General features: G+C 30.6%; 11 protein-coding genes. 4 read left to right on the forward strand and 7 right to left on the reverse strand.

Annotated features, from left to right (window positions below; genetic code table 11):
- Positions 1-2: 2 nt before the first annotated feature.
- The 7 genes from QZ306_RS00290 to QZ306_RS00320 form a co-directional block, all read right to left on the reverse strand.
- Complete coding sequence (locus QZ306_RS00290; protein WP_295159460.1) at positions 3-368, reverse strand: TraR/DksA C4-type zinc finger protein; 366 nt, start codon at positions 366-368, stop codon at positions 3-5.
- 39 nt (positions 369-407) lie between these two features.
- Positions 408-806: a 30S ribosomal protein S9 gene (rpsI, locus tag QZ306_RS00295; RefSeq protein WP_295159462.1), complete on the reverse strand. Its 399-nt coding sequence runs from the start codon at positions 804-806 to the stop codon at positions 408-410.
- 13 nt (positions 807-819) lie between these two features.
- On the reverse strand, positions 820-1275 hold the full coding sequence (gene rplM, locus QZ306_RS00300; RefSeq protein ID WP_295159465.1) for a 50S ribosomal protein L13: 456 nt from the start codon (positions 1273-1275) through the stop codon (positions 820-822).
- 176 nt (positions 1276-1451) lie between these two features.
- Entirely contained in the window at positions 1452-2492 is a 1041-nt protein-coding gene (lpxD, locus tag QZ306_RS00305; protein ID WP_295159469.1) for a UDP-3-O-(3-hydroxymyristoyl)glucosamine N-acyltransferase, read from the reverse strand.
- Positions 2493-2531: 39 nt separating this feature from the next.
- Positions 2532-2960: an OmpH family outer membrane protein gene (locus QZ306_RS00310; protein ID WP_295159471.1), complete on the reverse strand. Its 429-nt coding sequence runs from the start codon at positions 2958-2960 to the stop codon at positions 2532-2534.
- A gap of 61 nt (positions 2961-3021) precedes the next feature.
- The gene (bamA, locus tag QZ306_RS00315; RefSeq protein ID WP_295159474.1) at positions 3022-5640 is read right to left on the reverse strand and encodes an outer membrane protein assembly factor BamA; all 2619 of its coding nucleotides are present in this window, start codon (positions 5638-5640) and stop codon (positions 3022-3024) included.
- Complete coding sequence (locus tag QZ306_RS00320; RefSeq protein ID WP_295160003.1) at positions 5640-10034, reverse strand: hypothetical protein; 4395 nt, start codon at positions 10032-10034, stop codon at positions 5640-5642. The genes bamA and QZ306_RS00320 overlap by 1 nt, the downstream gene beginning before the upstream one ends.
- Before the next feature lie 283 nt (positions 10035-10317).
- Here QZ306_RS00320 and QZ306_RS00325 point away from each other — a divergent pair, with 283 nt between their 5' ends.
- The 4 genes from QZ306_RS00325 (at position 10318) to QZ306_RS00340 (ending at position 14076) form a co-directional block, all read left to right on the forward strand.
- A complete protein-coding gene (locus QZ306_RS00325; RefSeq protein ID WP_295159477.1) occupies positions 10318-10755 on the forward strand; it encodes a PTS sugar transporter subunit IIA in 438 nt (145 codons plus the stop codon).
- A 439-nt stretch (positions 10756-11194) separates the two neighbouring features.
- Entirely contained in the window at positions 11195-12253 is a 1059-nt protein-coding gene (gene ulaG / locus QZ306_RS00330; protein ID WP_295159479.1) for an L-ascorbate 6-phosphate lactonase, read from the forward strand.
- 33 nt (positions 12254-12286) lie between these two features.
- Positions 12287-13738, forward strand: a complete 1452-nt coding sequence (locus tag QZ306_RS00335) for a PTS ascorbate transporter subunit IIC (protein WP_295159482.1) — start codon at positions 12287-12289, stop codon at positions 13736-13738.
- Positions 13739-13767: 29 nt separating this feature from the next.
- Positions 13768-14076 (forward strand): PTS sugar transporter subunit IIB, encoded by a 309-nt coding sequence (locus tag QZ306_RS00340; protein ID WP_295159484.1) that lies wholly within the window; start codon positions 13768-13770, stop codon positions 14074-14076.
- The last annotated feature ends 24 nt before the right edge of the window (positions 14077-14100 follow it).

Raw genomic sequence — 14100 nt, forward strand, 5'->3', positions numbered from 1 at the left:
TTTTACATTTTTTCTCGTCGTTTTTTATCTTCATATTTAGACATACAATTTACGCATCTCAAAGTATACGGCAATGCTGTAAGTCTTTCTTCGTTTATCTCTTCTTTACAATCAATACATTTTCCGTAAATGCCATCTTCTATTCTTTTGAGAGCATTATTAAGCATTTCTAATTTATCTTTTTCTTTTTGAGAGAAATTCATTAAATTTTGTTTTTCATAAGCCTGAAATGCTATGTCTACCACATCTCCGTAAGAATCATCTTTAAGAGCTTCATAAGTTTCATTTCCGCTTAATAACTCATCTAAAGTCTTTCTCTTTTCTTCCAATAACAAATCTTTAAATTTTTTCAATTTTTTAGCAGTCATATAATAAAACCTTTAAGCAATAGTAACTAAAATAGAAGTTTAACGTTTTGAGAATTGGAAACGCTTTCTAGCGCCTGATCTTCCGTATTTTTTACGCTCAACAACACGGGGATCTCTGGTAAGAAATCCGTTTCTTTTTAATGTAGTTCTGAAATCCTGACTTTCGCCTACTAAAGCTTTGGCAATTCCATGTCTTACGGCATCAGCCTGAGCCGAAACTCCGCCTCCATGTACATTAGCAAGCACATCATATTTTCCAAAATTACCGGTTACTTTTAAAGCATCTTCAACTACCTTAAGAAGAGCCGCTCTGCCTGAAAAATATTCTGTATAGTTTTTTCCATTTATTAAAATTCTTCCGCTTCCTAAAGTTATGCGTACTCTGGCATTAGCTGTTTTTCTTTTGCCTGTAAAAATAGTTAATTGTTTAGCTGCCATGATTATCTCCTAATTATATATTTACTATGGTAGGTTTATTAGCTTCATGAGGATGCTCGCTTCCTGCATACACTTTTAACTTTTTAAGATGAAGTCTTCCCAACGGATTATGAGAAAGCATGCCTTTTACAGCTATTTTTACCATTCTTTCAGGTTTTTTTTCTAATAATTCTCCGTAACTTACGGCTTTAATACCGCCCGGATAACCTGTATGTCTGTAGTGAATTTTATTTTTCTTTTTGTTTCCTGTTAAAACTATGTCTTTAGCATTTATTATAATAATATAATCTCCATTATCTAAGTTATAGGCATAGTCAGTTTTATGCTTGCCTTTAAGCATATAGGCTGCCCTGCTTGCCACCCTTCCTAATGACTTACCTTTAGCATCAATTATAAGCCAATTCTGCTTAATATCTTTTTGCGATAAGACATAGGTATTATTTTTTGTTTTTAATGTTTTTTTATCCATAACATACACACCTTGATTTAACTTTTTAAAAATTTGGTAGTTTCATAAAATATTAAAATGTAACGGTTGTTTATTATAACATGAAATGATTGTAAAGTCAAATTCCATATATAAAATATTTTTTTAATACTTTATATAGAGAATTTATTATATATAGTTAAAAATTAATATAAGTATTATTTTTTTCTCTTTATTTTTACTCCGAATCTTTCTTCAACTAACTCTATAAGTTCTGGTAATTTCTGTTCGGCAATCATTTTTAATTTTTCTCTATTTATATTTTGGGCTGGAACTCCAAGCATTATAGAATTTGAAGCTATTTTTACATTCGACATTACGCCTGATCTTCCTCCGAATATTACTCTGTCTCCTACGCTTACATGATCTGCTAAAGCAGCTTGTCCTCCCAATATGCAATGATGCCCTATTTTAGAACTTCCTGCAATTCCGACCTGAGATACAATAATAGAGTGTTCTCCTATATCACAGTTATGAGCTATTTGTACTAAATTGTCTATTTTTACACCCTCTCTTATGATTGTTGAGCCCAAAGTTGCCCTGTCCACGCATACATTTGCCCCAAGTTCTGCATCATTTTCTATTATGACATTTCCTCTCTGAGGTATTTTCATCTGCTTTCCATTGACTTCAAAAAATCCGAAACCGTCATTTCCTATAACAGAAGACGAGCCTATAATGACTCTGTCTTTTATTATGCATTCGTCATGTATAGAAACATTTGAATATATAATGCATTTTTCTCCTATAACAACATTGTCGCCCAAAAATACATTGGCCTCTATAACGGTTCCATTTCCGACTATTGTATTTTTTCCGATATGCACATTATCTCCTATATAGGCATTGTCAGAAATTTTTGTATTTTCTTTTATTACGGCAGAAGGCTCAATTTTGCCTAACGGGTATTTTTTATCTTCAAATAAAAAATAAAGCAGTTTAATAAAGGCTTCTTTAGGATTGTTATGTACTATTAAAGTTTTATTATTGAAATCTTTAATAGTACAGGCATCATCTTCTCTTAATATTAAAGCATTTGCATTGCTTTCTAAAGCTGTTTGAAGATATTTATTATTGTCTATGCATACTATAGAATCATCGGATATATCATTTATTGGAGAAAGAGCAGATATTTCTTTATTATCATCTCCTATTATTTTTTTAGCTTGAATAATATTGCTTATATATTTTATTTTCATAAGATTTTAACTCCTTTTTAGGAAAAATAAAAAAATATATTATTTTTGTAAAGACGCTTTAACTTTTGCTATAACAGGCTCCGTAATATCAAAAGTTCTGTCAGCATAGAGTATGGCATGTTCGGTTCTTTCAAGTATCAGAGTATATCCTTCTTTTTTTACTATAAACATAAGAGAAGAGGCTACCTGTCTTTTTACTTCTCCTCTTAAAGAATAATCTCTGTTATTTTGAACTATTGAAGTATCCTGCATATTTGTCTGCATATCGTTCTGAGCTTTATATTCTTCTAATTTAGTTTTTAATTTTTCCACAAATTCGTCATCGCTTGTAAGTTCTTTTATGACTCTTTCAAGATCTATATATCCTACTTTTGTAAGTCTGTATGACTGCGTAAATACTCTGGGACTGATAATAGATACTGCAAGTAAGGCTATAAATAATAAACTCATAATATAATATTTTTTCATTTTTAATCTCCTTATTTATTTTAATAAATTTATAAAATTATTATAAAAAAGCATATATTTTTTAATAGAACGGATGGTTCATAGTAAATGCAATTCCCCAGCCTCTTCCAAGCCAAGCTCCCAGAGGTGTAAAAGTATCTCCCTCAAAATCTTTAAGACCTTTTCCAAATCCTACATTGTCTTTATTATATACAAATCTTTTTGCAATATAGAATCTTACATTAAATATAGGTATTGTTAATCTTACTCCGAATCCTACGGAATATATATACTGAGAAGGATCAAACATATCTTTTATATTCATAAACTGAGAAGGATAACTATGTGCATCGCCGTCTTGATTCCAGCCGCTGCTTGCAGGCATCCATAACTGACCTGCATCTAAGAAAGTAACAAATCCCAGAGTTTTTGGTATTATAGGTATGCGGAGCTCTGCAAAGAATCTTACCTTAGCTCTTCCGTAACTCCAAGAATCTGTTGAACCGTTTTCTCCTTTCATGTCATAAGTTGGAAGCCCTCTGTTTTTCTTAAATACAGTATATGCAGAAGTATCCCAGCCACGAATATCTTCAAACGGATTAAGATAATATAAAACATCCGCATCATTTCTAAGACTGAGTCCGGGAGTTGCTATTATCTGACCTATTTCGCCATAGAAGGCAAATGAAAGCCATTCGGTAGCTGGAACAGCTAAGAATCCTGTTAAATTTAATCTTGTAAGCTGAGTATGTCCGAAATATAAATCAATCATACCTCTTAAGAAGCTTCCCCTTGTAGGATTTAAATAATCATTTCTGCTGTCTCTAAGAAGAGAATACGATATTATGAATGTTGTAAACCAATCGCTTTCCCATCTTTCAAAAGAACCGTTCTTTTTATTTACTTTATGAATTAAATATTTTTTTATATCGCTAAGTACATAATTAGGACTATTGCCGTTAGCTCCCTGATCATGCCATTGCTGATACTGCTGTACTATAGTATCAAATGTTATAAATGTAGAATAATAATCGGCAAAATAGTAACCAAGTCTTACTATGCCTTCAAAACCATGTCTTGTATAGTATGAATATTTAGGTATGCCGAATTGATCCGTTCCTATTCTGTAGCCTGTATTTACTCCTTCATTAAAATATGACAGATCAACTCCTATATATATAGGTAAATTGAGTAAATAAGGTTCTGCAAAGTTTACGGCAATACGCTTTTGCTGCTGTCCAAGCTCTCCGCTTAATCCTAACTGCAAACCTCTTCCCAAAAAATTATTTTCTCTTATGGATGCAAATATTTTGAATCCTGAACTTGTGGAGAAACCGCCGCCTCCAGACACCATAGCAGTTTTGCCTTCGGATACATTTAAATTTAATTCCATTAAACCTTCAGCAGTGCCTGGTTTTACTCCGATATTAATATTATCAAAAAATTGAGTATTATAAAGTTTTTCCTGAACTCTTTGTATTTTTGCAGTATTGAATATCTCTCCTGGTTTTATATCAACATATCTTTCTATAACAAAGTCTTTAGTTTTTGTATTTCCCGTTATAGTGATGTTTTCTATATGAGCTTTATCATTTTCTACTATATCATACATTATACTTACTATTTTATTTTCTTCATTAACATTAATTACAGGTATAACTTGCCTAAATATATATCCTCTTTCCGAGTATTTATTTTGTATACCTTGAAAATCCGTAATATGATATGTGTAATTATATAAAGCTCCCTTTTTCGATTTTATATCTTTTTGTATATTGTCGGAAGAAATAATAAAGTTTCCCTTAAATCCTATATCGCCGAAATAGTATTTATCCCCTTCCGTAATATATATGTCTATAATTAAATCCTGCTCATTTTTTATTTCAGGATCTCTCCATTGATATGTAAATTTTACATTATCTACCTTAGCCCTGTAATATCCCCTATCTGCATAGTATTTTACAACTTTAGCTTTATCATCTTCAAATTTAAACTCATTGAATTTTCCAAGCGTTAAAAATCCGTTTTCTTTTGTGGACATTTGTCTTTTAAGCTCATTGGCTGAGAAATATGTGTTTCCATGAAATCTTATGCTTGAAACTTTTACTTCATTTCCCTCCACTATATCCATTTGAATTACAACATCGGAAGTTCCCGCATTTTCCGTAACTTTCGGCTCCACATACGCTTTTAAATATCCCTTGTCCTGATAATTGGTAATAATAGCATTTACAGCTTCATTAAGTTTCTGCGGCATATACGGATCTCCGAGCTTCATTATAGGTTTTATAGCATCATTAAGAGCCGTTCTGCTTAGTCTTTTATTTCCTACATACTGTATATCTTTTATTATGAATCTTTCAGCTACTATAATATTTAATACAACGCCTTTTTCATCTCTGTTGGCATCAACTGAAACTCTGTCAAATAACTGAGTATCAAATAATTTTTTTATAGCTTCATTTATTTCTATTCTGCTGAATTTGCTTCCAGTTTTTATAGGAAAGTTATTTATTATTTGTTCTTTTGTGAGTCTTGTCTCACCCGCAACATCTATACGATTTATGATGAGCCCTTCATATACAGCTATATTTTTTGCCGTCTGCAAATTTTTAAAATCACTTTCAGCTGCTATTAATAATGCCGCCGCAAGTATAATAGATGAAAATAAAATAATAAAATTTTTATTGATAAAGTACACTAAAATCTCCACCGAGTAACAATATTAAAATCTTGTCCTTTTCCTTTTATATTGAAAGGATTTATTTTATATTCAAAAACAAAATTTGCAAGCTTATAATTTTTTAATAATGATACTTCAAAACCGAACTGATGATCAAAATAGTAAGGATCCAAGTTTCTTCCGTTTAAGCTTGGTCTTGATGTATCATTAACTCTGTAGGTAACATCATATTTCAGATATAAATATTTTGAAACATATTTGCCTATGCCTACGCTTGTATTGTCCCATACGGATGTAGGACTTATATTATTATAGTTATTTGTAACAAACAGCAGATTATTTACAACTGTAGGGCTTAAATTTATATAATCTATACCTAAAAACTGCCTTACCCATCTTTCCACAGGCCTTAAAACGGTGCTTCTTAAAATTAAATCGCTGTAATTCATAGTAAGCTGCTGAAGCTGCTGCTGATTATTATTGATGCTGCTTCTATTTGCAGTACTGTCTGCAAACATTTGATCCTCTCTGCTTCCGAAACTTCCCTGAGGTATTCCCGCAAGCTGATTAATCTGATACTGCCCTAAAGCAGGTATAGTATAAAATTTTACAGGCGACAGTCCGCTTTCTTCAGAAGATACTAGCTGAGACAGTCTTGCATCCATTTCCATATATAATGTTACATTTTCTCCCGATAATTCATTTTCATACGATTGAGAAGATATATTTCCGATTGTAGGATAATATTTTTTATAAGTGTATGCGGTGGCTTTTATTATAGGATCTAAACTATTATTAGGCGGAAAGGTAACAGAGCCATTTTCCAGCTGATATACATTCTGAAGATAATATATGCTTCCTCTGTCTACATTTATAGTTCCAGCAAGTTCTATACCGTCAATTAAAGTATTATAAACCCTCATTTTTGAGCCATCTTCCAAATATACATCACCTGCTAAATTATGTGCAACTCTAACCTGGCGCCAAGCTTCTATTGTGAAATCCCAATATATTTTATTTAATATGCCGTAAACTCTTTCTTTATATGTGCTTCCTGAAGGCAGAGTAGACAGCTGAACATCGCTTTTCATAAGAGTGAGTATTCCTCCTATTCTGGGGGCTTTTATATTTCCTCCTATTACAAGGTCTAAATGTACAGGTCCTCTTACTTTAGCTATACCTAAATTTATATTCCCGTCTAAAAGTCCTAACTGTTCATCAGATGAAAGCAAATCAAATGCCATATAATTTATATTGTTTTTAAAAATTTCTGCTTCGCCTGTTATTGTCAGATTTTTCTTTTTCTTTGATGTAAATGTCAGATTATTAACATTAAATGTATGCTTATTAAAGCTGAAGTCCACTACTACATCATCAAATATATCTGTAAAGTATGATATTTTTACTTTCTTTCCATGTCCTAAGAATCTTCCGTCTATAGATACATTGTCTGCATCTCCGTATATTCTGGCATACAAAGTGTACGGCTTTCCGTCTATATTAAAGTTTGTAGGAGATGATTGTATTTCCGTAAATAGAACATTAAATAATTCAAAAACTTCAACATTTATCAAATCTGATGTTAAAAGCAAATCTATTTGATCTTTTTTTGTATTTTTTATTACGCCTTTCAGATTCAGCATATTATTGTCATTATATACATAAATAAGATCCGTTTTAGTATTTTCTTCTGCTGAAGCAATATGTCCTTTTATTCCATGATCTCTTGTGTTTGTAAATAATATGCTTTCTCCGTCATAGACTACAGTAGTTCCAAATTCCGGCAGATTTCTTTTATTTATTGTTATAGGAGTTGTAAGTATTCTGTATTCATCTTTGCCGTTTGGTAATTTTCTCATATTATAATCTATTGTACCAGAATATGAACTTATTATATCCATATTATTTACTTCCACAGTCATAGTTTGTCTTTCTTTTGAGAAATAAGCATAAGGAATTTTTATCTGCTGTTTTTTGGCAAATGTTTTTGTGTTAAGCATTCCTAAATTGCCTGTTTTGGTTATAAGCATATCTTTAACTTCAATTTCATTTTTTTTATAGTATCCATTTAAAGATACATGAAACTGCATTCCTGGAACTTGAAAATCATTTACATCAAATTTTTCTATATAAATTACAGGATTATTCATTAAGCCTATTATGGTAGCATTAGCGCTTAATATACCGTAAGCCTGACCGCTTATATCAAAAGGTAATTGACTTATGGTTAATTTTCCGTATATATTATTTTTATTTATTGAAGCGTCTGCTGCAAATATGCCGTTATTTTCTAAATCTTTTAATAATACAGTAAATTTTCCTATACCGTCGGCAGAACTTAGAATTCCGCTTCCCATTACTCTATTCTCGCCGTAATCTAAAACAATATTGGTTATCGCTATATTTTGATTAGAGAGCTCAAATTGCATATTTAAAGCAAATATAGGAGCCAAATTCTTTTTTGCTTTAATGTTTCCATACAGATATAACGGCTTCTCCGTATGATTGTTTATATCAACATCTATATTTAAATCTATATCTTTTATGCTTAAAGTTTTAGGTGTTTTTATATTTAAATCTATTAAACCGTTTGTGGCTATTACTCCATTGGCGATTATTTCCGATTTATCTGTGGAAGCGTAAATTATTTTGTTTCCATTAGTGGATTCTGCTGTAAATCCGCTTAATCCGTAATTTCCTGCAGGCGTATTAATATTTCCGTTTATTTTTACATTAAAATTTTTATCATACTCTATTTTGGCATCGGCGCTTATTCCTCCGTCTTCCGAAAGTCTGTAATAAATATCATTTATATCTATAATGTTTTTATATGCCGTCATCGCTATTCTTATTAAATATTCTTCTGTGTATATTTTTTTAGATGATGCTTTTAATATATGTATATTTCCGTTTCCTGATGTGTACTTGGCATTGCTCATACTGTAATCTATATTCAGAGATGATAAATTATCTATTATATTTTGTCCTAAAAATACTACAAATATATCTTGCGGTATTACGCCTTTAGCTTTTGCTATTACAGGTTTATTATTATCAAAAGAATAACTGGCGAAAAAAGGTTGGGCATATCTTTGAGCTATTAAATTAAGCGATATTTCTTTTTCATGTTTTTTATATAAAAAATCAAAGGCAATAGGATCCGACATAGAATTCGCATAGCTTAATGAAGATACTGTAAATATTGATCTTACCTTATTATTATCGGAGTTTACGGGTTTTAAATATGCCTTTGCGGATAAATAATTAACTCCTGCTTTTATATTATTTATATTTAAGTATATTAAACTTGAAATAGGATCCGATAAAGGCACAATTCCGCTTGCTATAATATCTCCTTCCAAAATATTAATATAGGCGTTTGATAATATTATGCTGTTATTAGTAAGTTCGGCATTTACCATTGCATTAAATAATTTATCTCTTATATTTAAATCAAAATCAATATATGATTTTTCTTTTTTTTCAAATGAGTAATATCCATAAGCATTTATTTCAGCATCTCTGAATGTGTTTATGTAATTGCTTATTCCTGATATTGTTTTAACATCTGATTTTACAAATTTATAAATTATAGGCGTATCCAAAGCTATATTCATAATTTTATATATAGAATCTTTTTTTATTTTTATATTTGTTGCAGAGAAATTTATATCTTTATTATCAAAATTATATTTGAAGTTTATAAAATCATTTTTATTTTCATTTTGCAAATTTGCGGTAAGTACATTGCAGTTATTGGTTAAAAATAATGTATAATCAAATAAATCTTCATGTTCGTCTTCAGCATATATTCTTGCATTTATTTCCGATAAATTAGTTTTGCTTTCTAATAAAAAATGTATCAATGTTTTATCTGGTAAGTTTAAGTTATACGAAAGAAAATAACCGTAATTTCTGAAATTACCATTTAGAGAATTAAGCGATATTTCTGTAATATTATTATCATTATCCGATATTTTAGCTGAAAAATTATCAACATTGATATTTTTATCCATAAATACAGGACTTATATTATTAACTATTTCTATTATATCTTCTATTGAAGTTTTATTTGTATTGCCGCTTTGAAATACAGACATATCCATTAATATGGGATAAAATACTGCATTATTAATATTTATATCGCTTAAAAGATATAACGGATCTCTTTTTACAAATATTCTTAATAAATTAAATCTTAAAGAAGCTCTATCCATATCAAAGAATGGTTCTGTTTTGTTTTTGGAATAGAGCTTAACATCATCTAAAACTAATTCTAATTTATACGATACGCTTATATCTGATATATGTATATTTACAGGGCTTACTTTATTTACATACTCTATAACATTATACAAATATTTCTGCTTATTTGATAATACAATAGAAACACTGAAAAGCGTAGGTATCATAAAAGCTATAAAGGTTGTAGCTATATACATTTTGAATCTAGAGTATTTCTTTCTTTTGCGCAATAAAATATCCCATTCTTATCAATGTTTATTTACATTATATAGTATAACCTATTTATATACAAATATGTTATATTTCAGATATTTATTTTCGGAATTTAGGCATATATATTAAAATTAATATTTTGAAGCTTTTTTACATATAAAAAATATTAATTGACAAATAATAAAAATAAAAGTATAATATTATTCTTGCTGAAAAGTTTATTATTTAAGAGGCAGTATGTTAAAAGAACTTATAAAAAACAAAATAGATATAGTTGATAGTCTTGACAGCTGGGAAGATGCAGTAAAAAAGGGTGCGGAGCTTTTACTTGAGAATAAATGCATAGAGCCGAGATATGTAGATTGTATTATAAAAAATATAAAAGAAACTGGTCCTTATATTGTTCTTGGGGACGGAATGGCTATGTCTCATGCAAGACCTGAGGACGGAGTTATAGAAAACGGAATTACCCTTTTAAAGATAAAAAACGGAGTTGATTTTTTTGATGAAAAAAATAGGGTTTTTCTTTTATTTACATTAGCCGCTGAAGATAATGAACAGCATCAGGATTTAATGGGTGAAATAGCCGATTTATTGAATGAAAGCGAAAAAATTAAAAGAATAATGTATGATGAATTAACCGATTTAGAAATATACAATATTATTCTGCAGTGATTTTTTATATAAATCTTTATTATCTTAAATAAATAATATTCCAAAATATTATATTGCTGAATACAAAAAATTGCGGAACTGAGAACGGAAAACTCTATTTTAAATAGTAAGGCAGCGGCAGGTTTCTGCCGTCATAAAATTCTAATCAGGATTTTTTAATATATAAACAAAAATAATAATATATTAGAATTGAAAAACATATAAAAATTATTATACTTAATAATAGGCTTAATTATTAGCTGATGCGTTAAAAATGAATGGCTGAATTGATTTTATCAGGCTTATTAAAAAGCATATCTGCTCGGCATATTTAAGCATACATATTTTTTGTACAATGATTATGAATTAAATAAAGATGATAAAAGTATATCTTAATAATTTAAGAGGAGGAAATTTTATCACTGCTGTAAAAATAATTTAAATAAAAAAAGGAGAAAATATGAGCAAAATTGATTCAATTAGCAGAGAAGGCTGGATATTGGATAGTTTTCCTGAATGGGGGACTTGGCTAAATGAAGAGATAGAAGAAGAAGTTGTGGCGCCTAATACATTCGCTATGTGGTGGCTCGGCTGTGTGGGAATTTGGGTAAAAACTCAGGAAGATGCTAATATATGCATAGATTTATGGTGCGGTAATGGAAAAAGAACAAAGAAAACTAAAAATATGGTTGCAGGACATCAAATGGCTAATATGGCAGGTGTGAGAAAACTTCAGCCTAATCTTAGAGCTTCTCCTTTTGTTATAGATCCTTTTGCAATAAAAAAATTAGATGCCGTATTATCAACTCATTATCATAATGATCATATAGATATTAATGTTGCGGCTGCTGTTATGAAAAATATTAAAGAACCTATACCTTTTATAGGTCCTAAATATTCCGTAGATAAGTGGATTGAATGGGGAGTTCCCGCAGATAGATGCATAGTTGTCAGGCCAGGCGATTCTTTAAAGATTAAGGATACTGAGATAATAGCTACAGATTCTTTTGACAGAACATGCTTGGTAACCGCACCGCCTGATGATTTAAGAAATACAGTTCCTGAAATGGATACTAAAGCCGTAAACTATATTATTAAAACATCTGGAGGAAATATATATCATAGCGGAGATTCTCACTATTCAATATATTTTGCCAAACATGGCAAAGATTTTGATATTGATGTTGCTTTAGGCTCTTACGGAGAGAATCCTGTAGGCATAGCTGATAAAATGACTTCAGTTGATATACTCAGAATGGCTGAGGCTTTAAGATGTAAAATTGTTATTCCTATACATTATGATGTATGGACTAACTTTATGGCTGATACGAAAGAAATAGAAGTATTATATGAAATGAAAAAAGACAGACTGCAGTATAAATTTAAACCTTTTATATGGGAAGTGGGGGGAAAGTATGTTTATCCCAGAGATAAAGATTTAGTAAGATATCATCACCCTAGAGGTTTTGAAGATTGTTTTGAATATGAGCAAAATATTCCTTTCCGTTCTATGCTTTAATAGAAAACTAATTAAATTTTTAAGGAGATAATAATGCAAATTTTATTAAAAATATGGACATATTTTGCCCAAAATATTTTAATTCAGCCGGCATATTTTATAGGTTTTATAGTATTGATAGGCTATATACTTTTAAAAAAACCTTGGTATGAATGTTTGGCAGGATTTTTAAAAGCCACCGTAGGTTATCTTATACTTTCGGTAGGTTCTGGAGGGCTTGTGAATAACTTCAGACCTATACTTGTGGGCTTGAAAGATAAATTTAATCTGCAGGCTACAGTTATAGATCCTTATTACGGACAAAATGCAGTTCAGTCGGCAATGGAGCATATAGGAAAGTCTTTTTCTCAGGTAATGCTTCTTCTTCTTATTGCTTTTATATTTAATATTATTTTAGTTGCTTTCAGGAAAGTTACAAAAATACGCTCCATATTTACTACAGGAAATGTTCAGATACAGCAGGCTGCTACGGCTTTTTGGCTGATATTTTTCTGTTTTCCTAAATTAGGAGATACTCCTATGCTTATAATGATGAGTATACTTCTGGGTTTATATTGGGCTGTAGGCTCTAATTTAACGGTGGAAATTACTCAGGATTTAACAGAGGGTGGAGGATTCTGCGTAGCTCATCAGCAGATATTTGCCTTAAAAATATTTTCCACTATAGCCGAGAGACTAAAAGGCAAGTGTGAAGGTAAAAAGTTAGAAGATATTAAATTTCCGGGATTTTTATCTATTTTCAATGAAAATATGGTATCAACTTCAATACTGATGCTGGTTTTTTTCGGAATTATATTAATAACTTTAGGAAGAGATTATTTAGTAGCTAATAAATTTATGAAAGAAGGTCAGAGTTTCTTTTTCTATACATTAACTACAGCTTTGAATTTTGCTGTGTATTTGGCTATACTTCAGTTAGGAGTTAGAACATTCGTTACGGAATTAACTCAGTCTTTTCAGGGCATATCTACAAGACTTCTTCCCGGAGCTGTTCCCGGTATTGACTGCGCAGCTACTTTCGGCTTCGGATCTCCGAATGCCGTTACAATAGGTTTATTATTCGGAGCTGCAGGACAGTTTCTTGCTATTATTACATTGATACTTATGAAAAGCCCAGTTATAATAATAGCAGGGTTTATACCTGTATTTTTTGACAATGCAACTATAGCCGTATTTGCAAACAACAGAGGCGGTATTAAAGCTGCCTGCATACTTCCTTTTATATCAGGATTATGTCAGGTATTCGGTTCTGCTTTTATAGCTTATTGGGTGGGTCTTGCGGCTTACGGAGGTTATTTAGGTATGTGGGATTGGGCTGTATTATGGCCTGGATTTACAGTTATTATGAAATATTTAGGTTATGCAGGTGTAGGCATCATAATATTAATATTGATTGCCATACCTCAGATACAGTATAGAAGAAATAAAGATACATATTTCTTAATTACCGATGATTATGAAGCCTATAGACAGAAAATGAAGTAATATATTTTATTTTAAGGAGATTATATTTTATGTTAAAAGTTTTAGTTGCCTGTGCTAATGGATCGGGTACTAGTTTGATGATGAAAATGACTGCTGAAAAAGCTCTTAAGTCATTGGGTATTAACGGAGTAAATGTTCATCACTGCGCTTTATCAGAAGGTAAGAGTACAGCCGTTAATTATGATCTGGTTTTTTGTCCTTTAAATTTTATTGATATGTTTAAAGAGTCAATTGAAAAAGGTGTAAGAGTTATAGGAATTAAAAATGTTCTGTCAGAACCTGAGTTTAAGCAGAAACTTAATGAATCAGGATATTTGGAAGAATTAAGAAATAAATGATAATTTTGAAGCAGGGAAGTATTT

This window comes from uncultured Brachyspira sp., assembly GCF_910588665.1.
GTDB lineage: Bacteria > Spirochaetota > Brachyspiria > Brachyspirales > Brachyspiraceae > Brachyspira.

Coding starts and splice junctions, on each gene's coding strand:
- QZ306_RS00290 (WP_295159460.1), bottom strand. CDS start 368: ATGACTGCTAAAAAATTGAAAAAATTTAAAGATTTGTTATTGGAAGAA.
- ulaG (WP_295159479.1), top strand. CDS start 11,195: ATGAGCAAAATTGATTCAATTAGCAGAGAAGGCTGGATATTGGATAGT.
- QZ306_RS00320 (WP_295160003.1), bottom strand. CDS start 10,034: ATGATACCTACGCTTTTCAGTGTTTCTATTGTATTATCAAATAAGCAG.
- lpxD (WP_295159469.1), bottom strand. CDS start 2,492: ATGAAAATAAAATATATAAGCAATATTATTCAAGCTAAAAAAATAATA.
- rplM (WP_295159465.1), bottom strand. CDS start 1,275: ATGGATAAAAAAACATTAAAAACAAAAAATAATACCTATGTCTTATCG.
- QZ306_RS00310 (WP_295159471.1), bottom strand. CDS start 2,960: ATGAAAAAATATTATATTATGAGTTTATTATTTATAGCCTTACTTGCA.
- QZ306_RS00335 (WP_295159482.1), top strand. CDS start 12,287: ATGCAAATTTTATTAAAAATATGGACATATTTTGCCCAAAATATTTTA.
- rpsI (WP_295159462.1), bottom strand. CDS start 806: ATGGCAGCTAAACAATTAACTATTTTTACAGGCAAAAGAAAAACAGCT.
- QZ306_RS00325 (WP_295159477.1), top strand. CDS start 10,318: ATGTTAAAAGAACTTATAAAAAACAAAATAGATATAGTTGATAGTCTT.
- QZ306_RS00340 (WP_295159484.1), top strand. CDS start 13,768: ATGTTAAAAGTTTTAGTTGCCTGTGCTAATGGATCGGGTACTAGTTTG.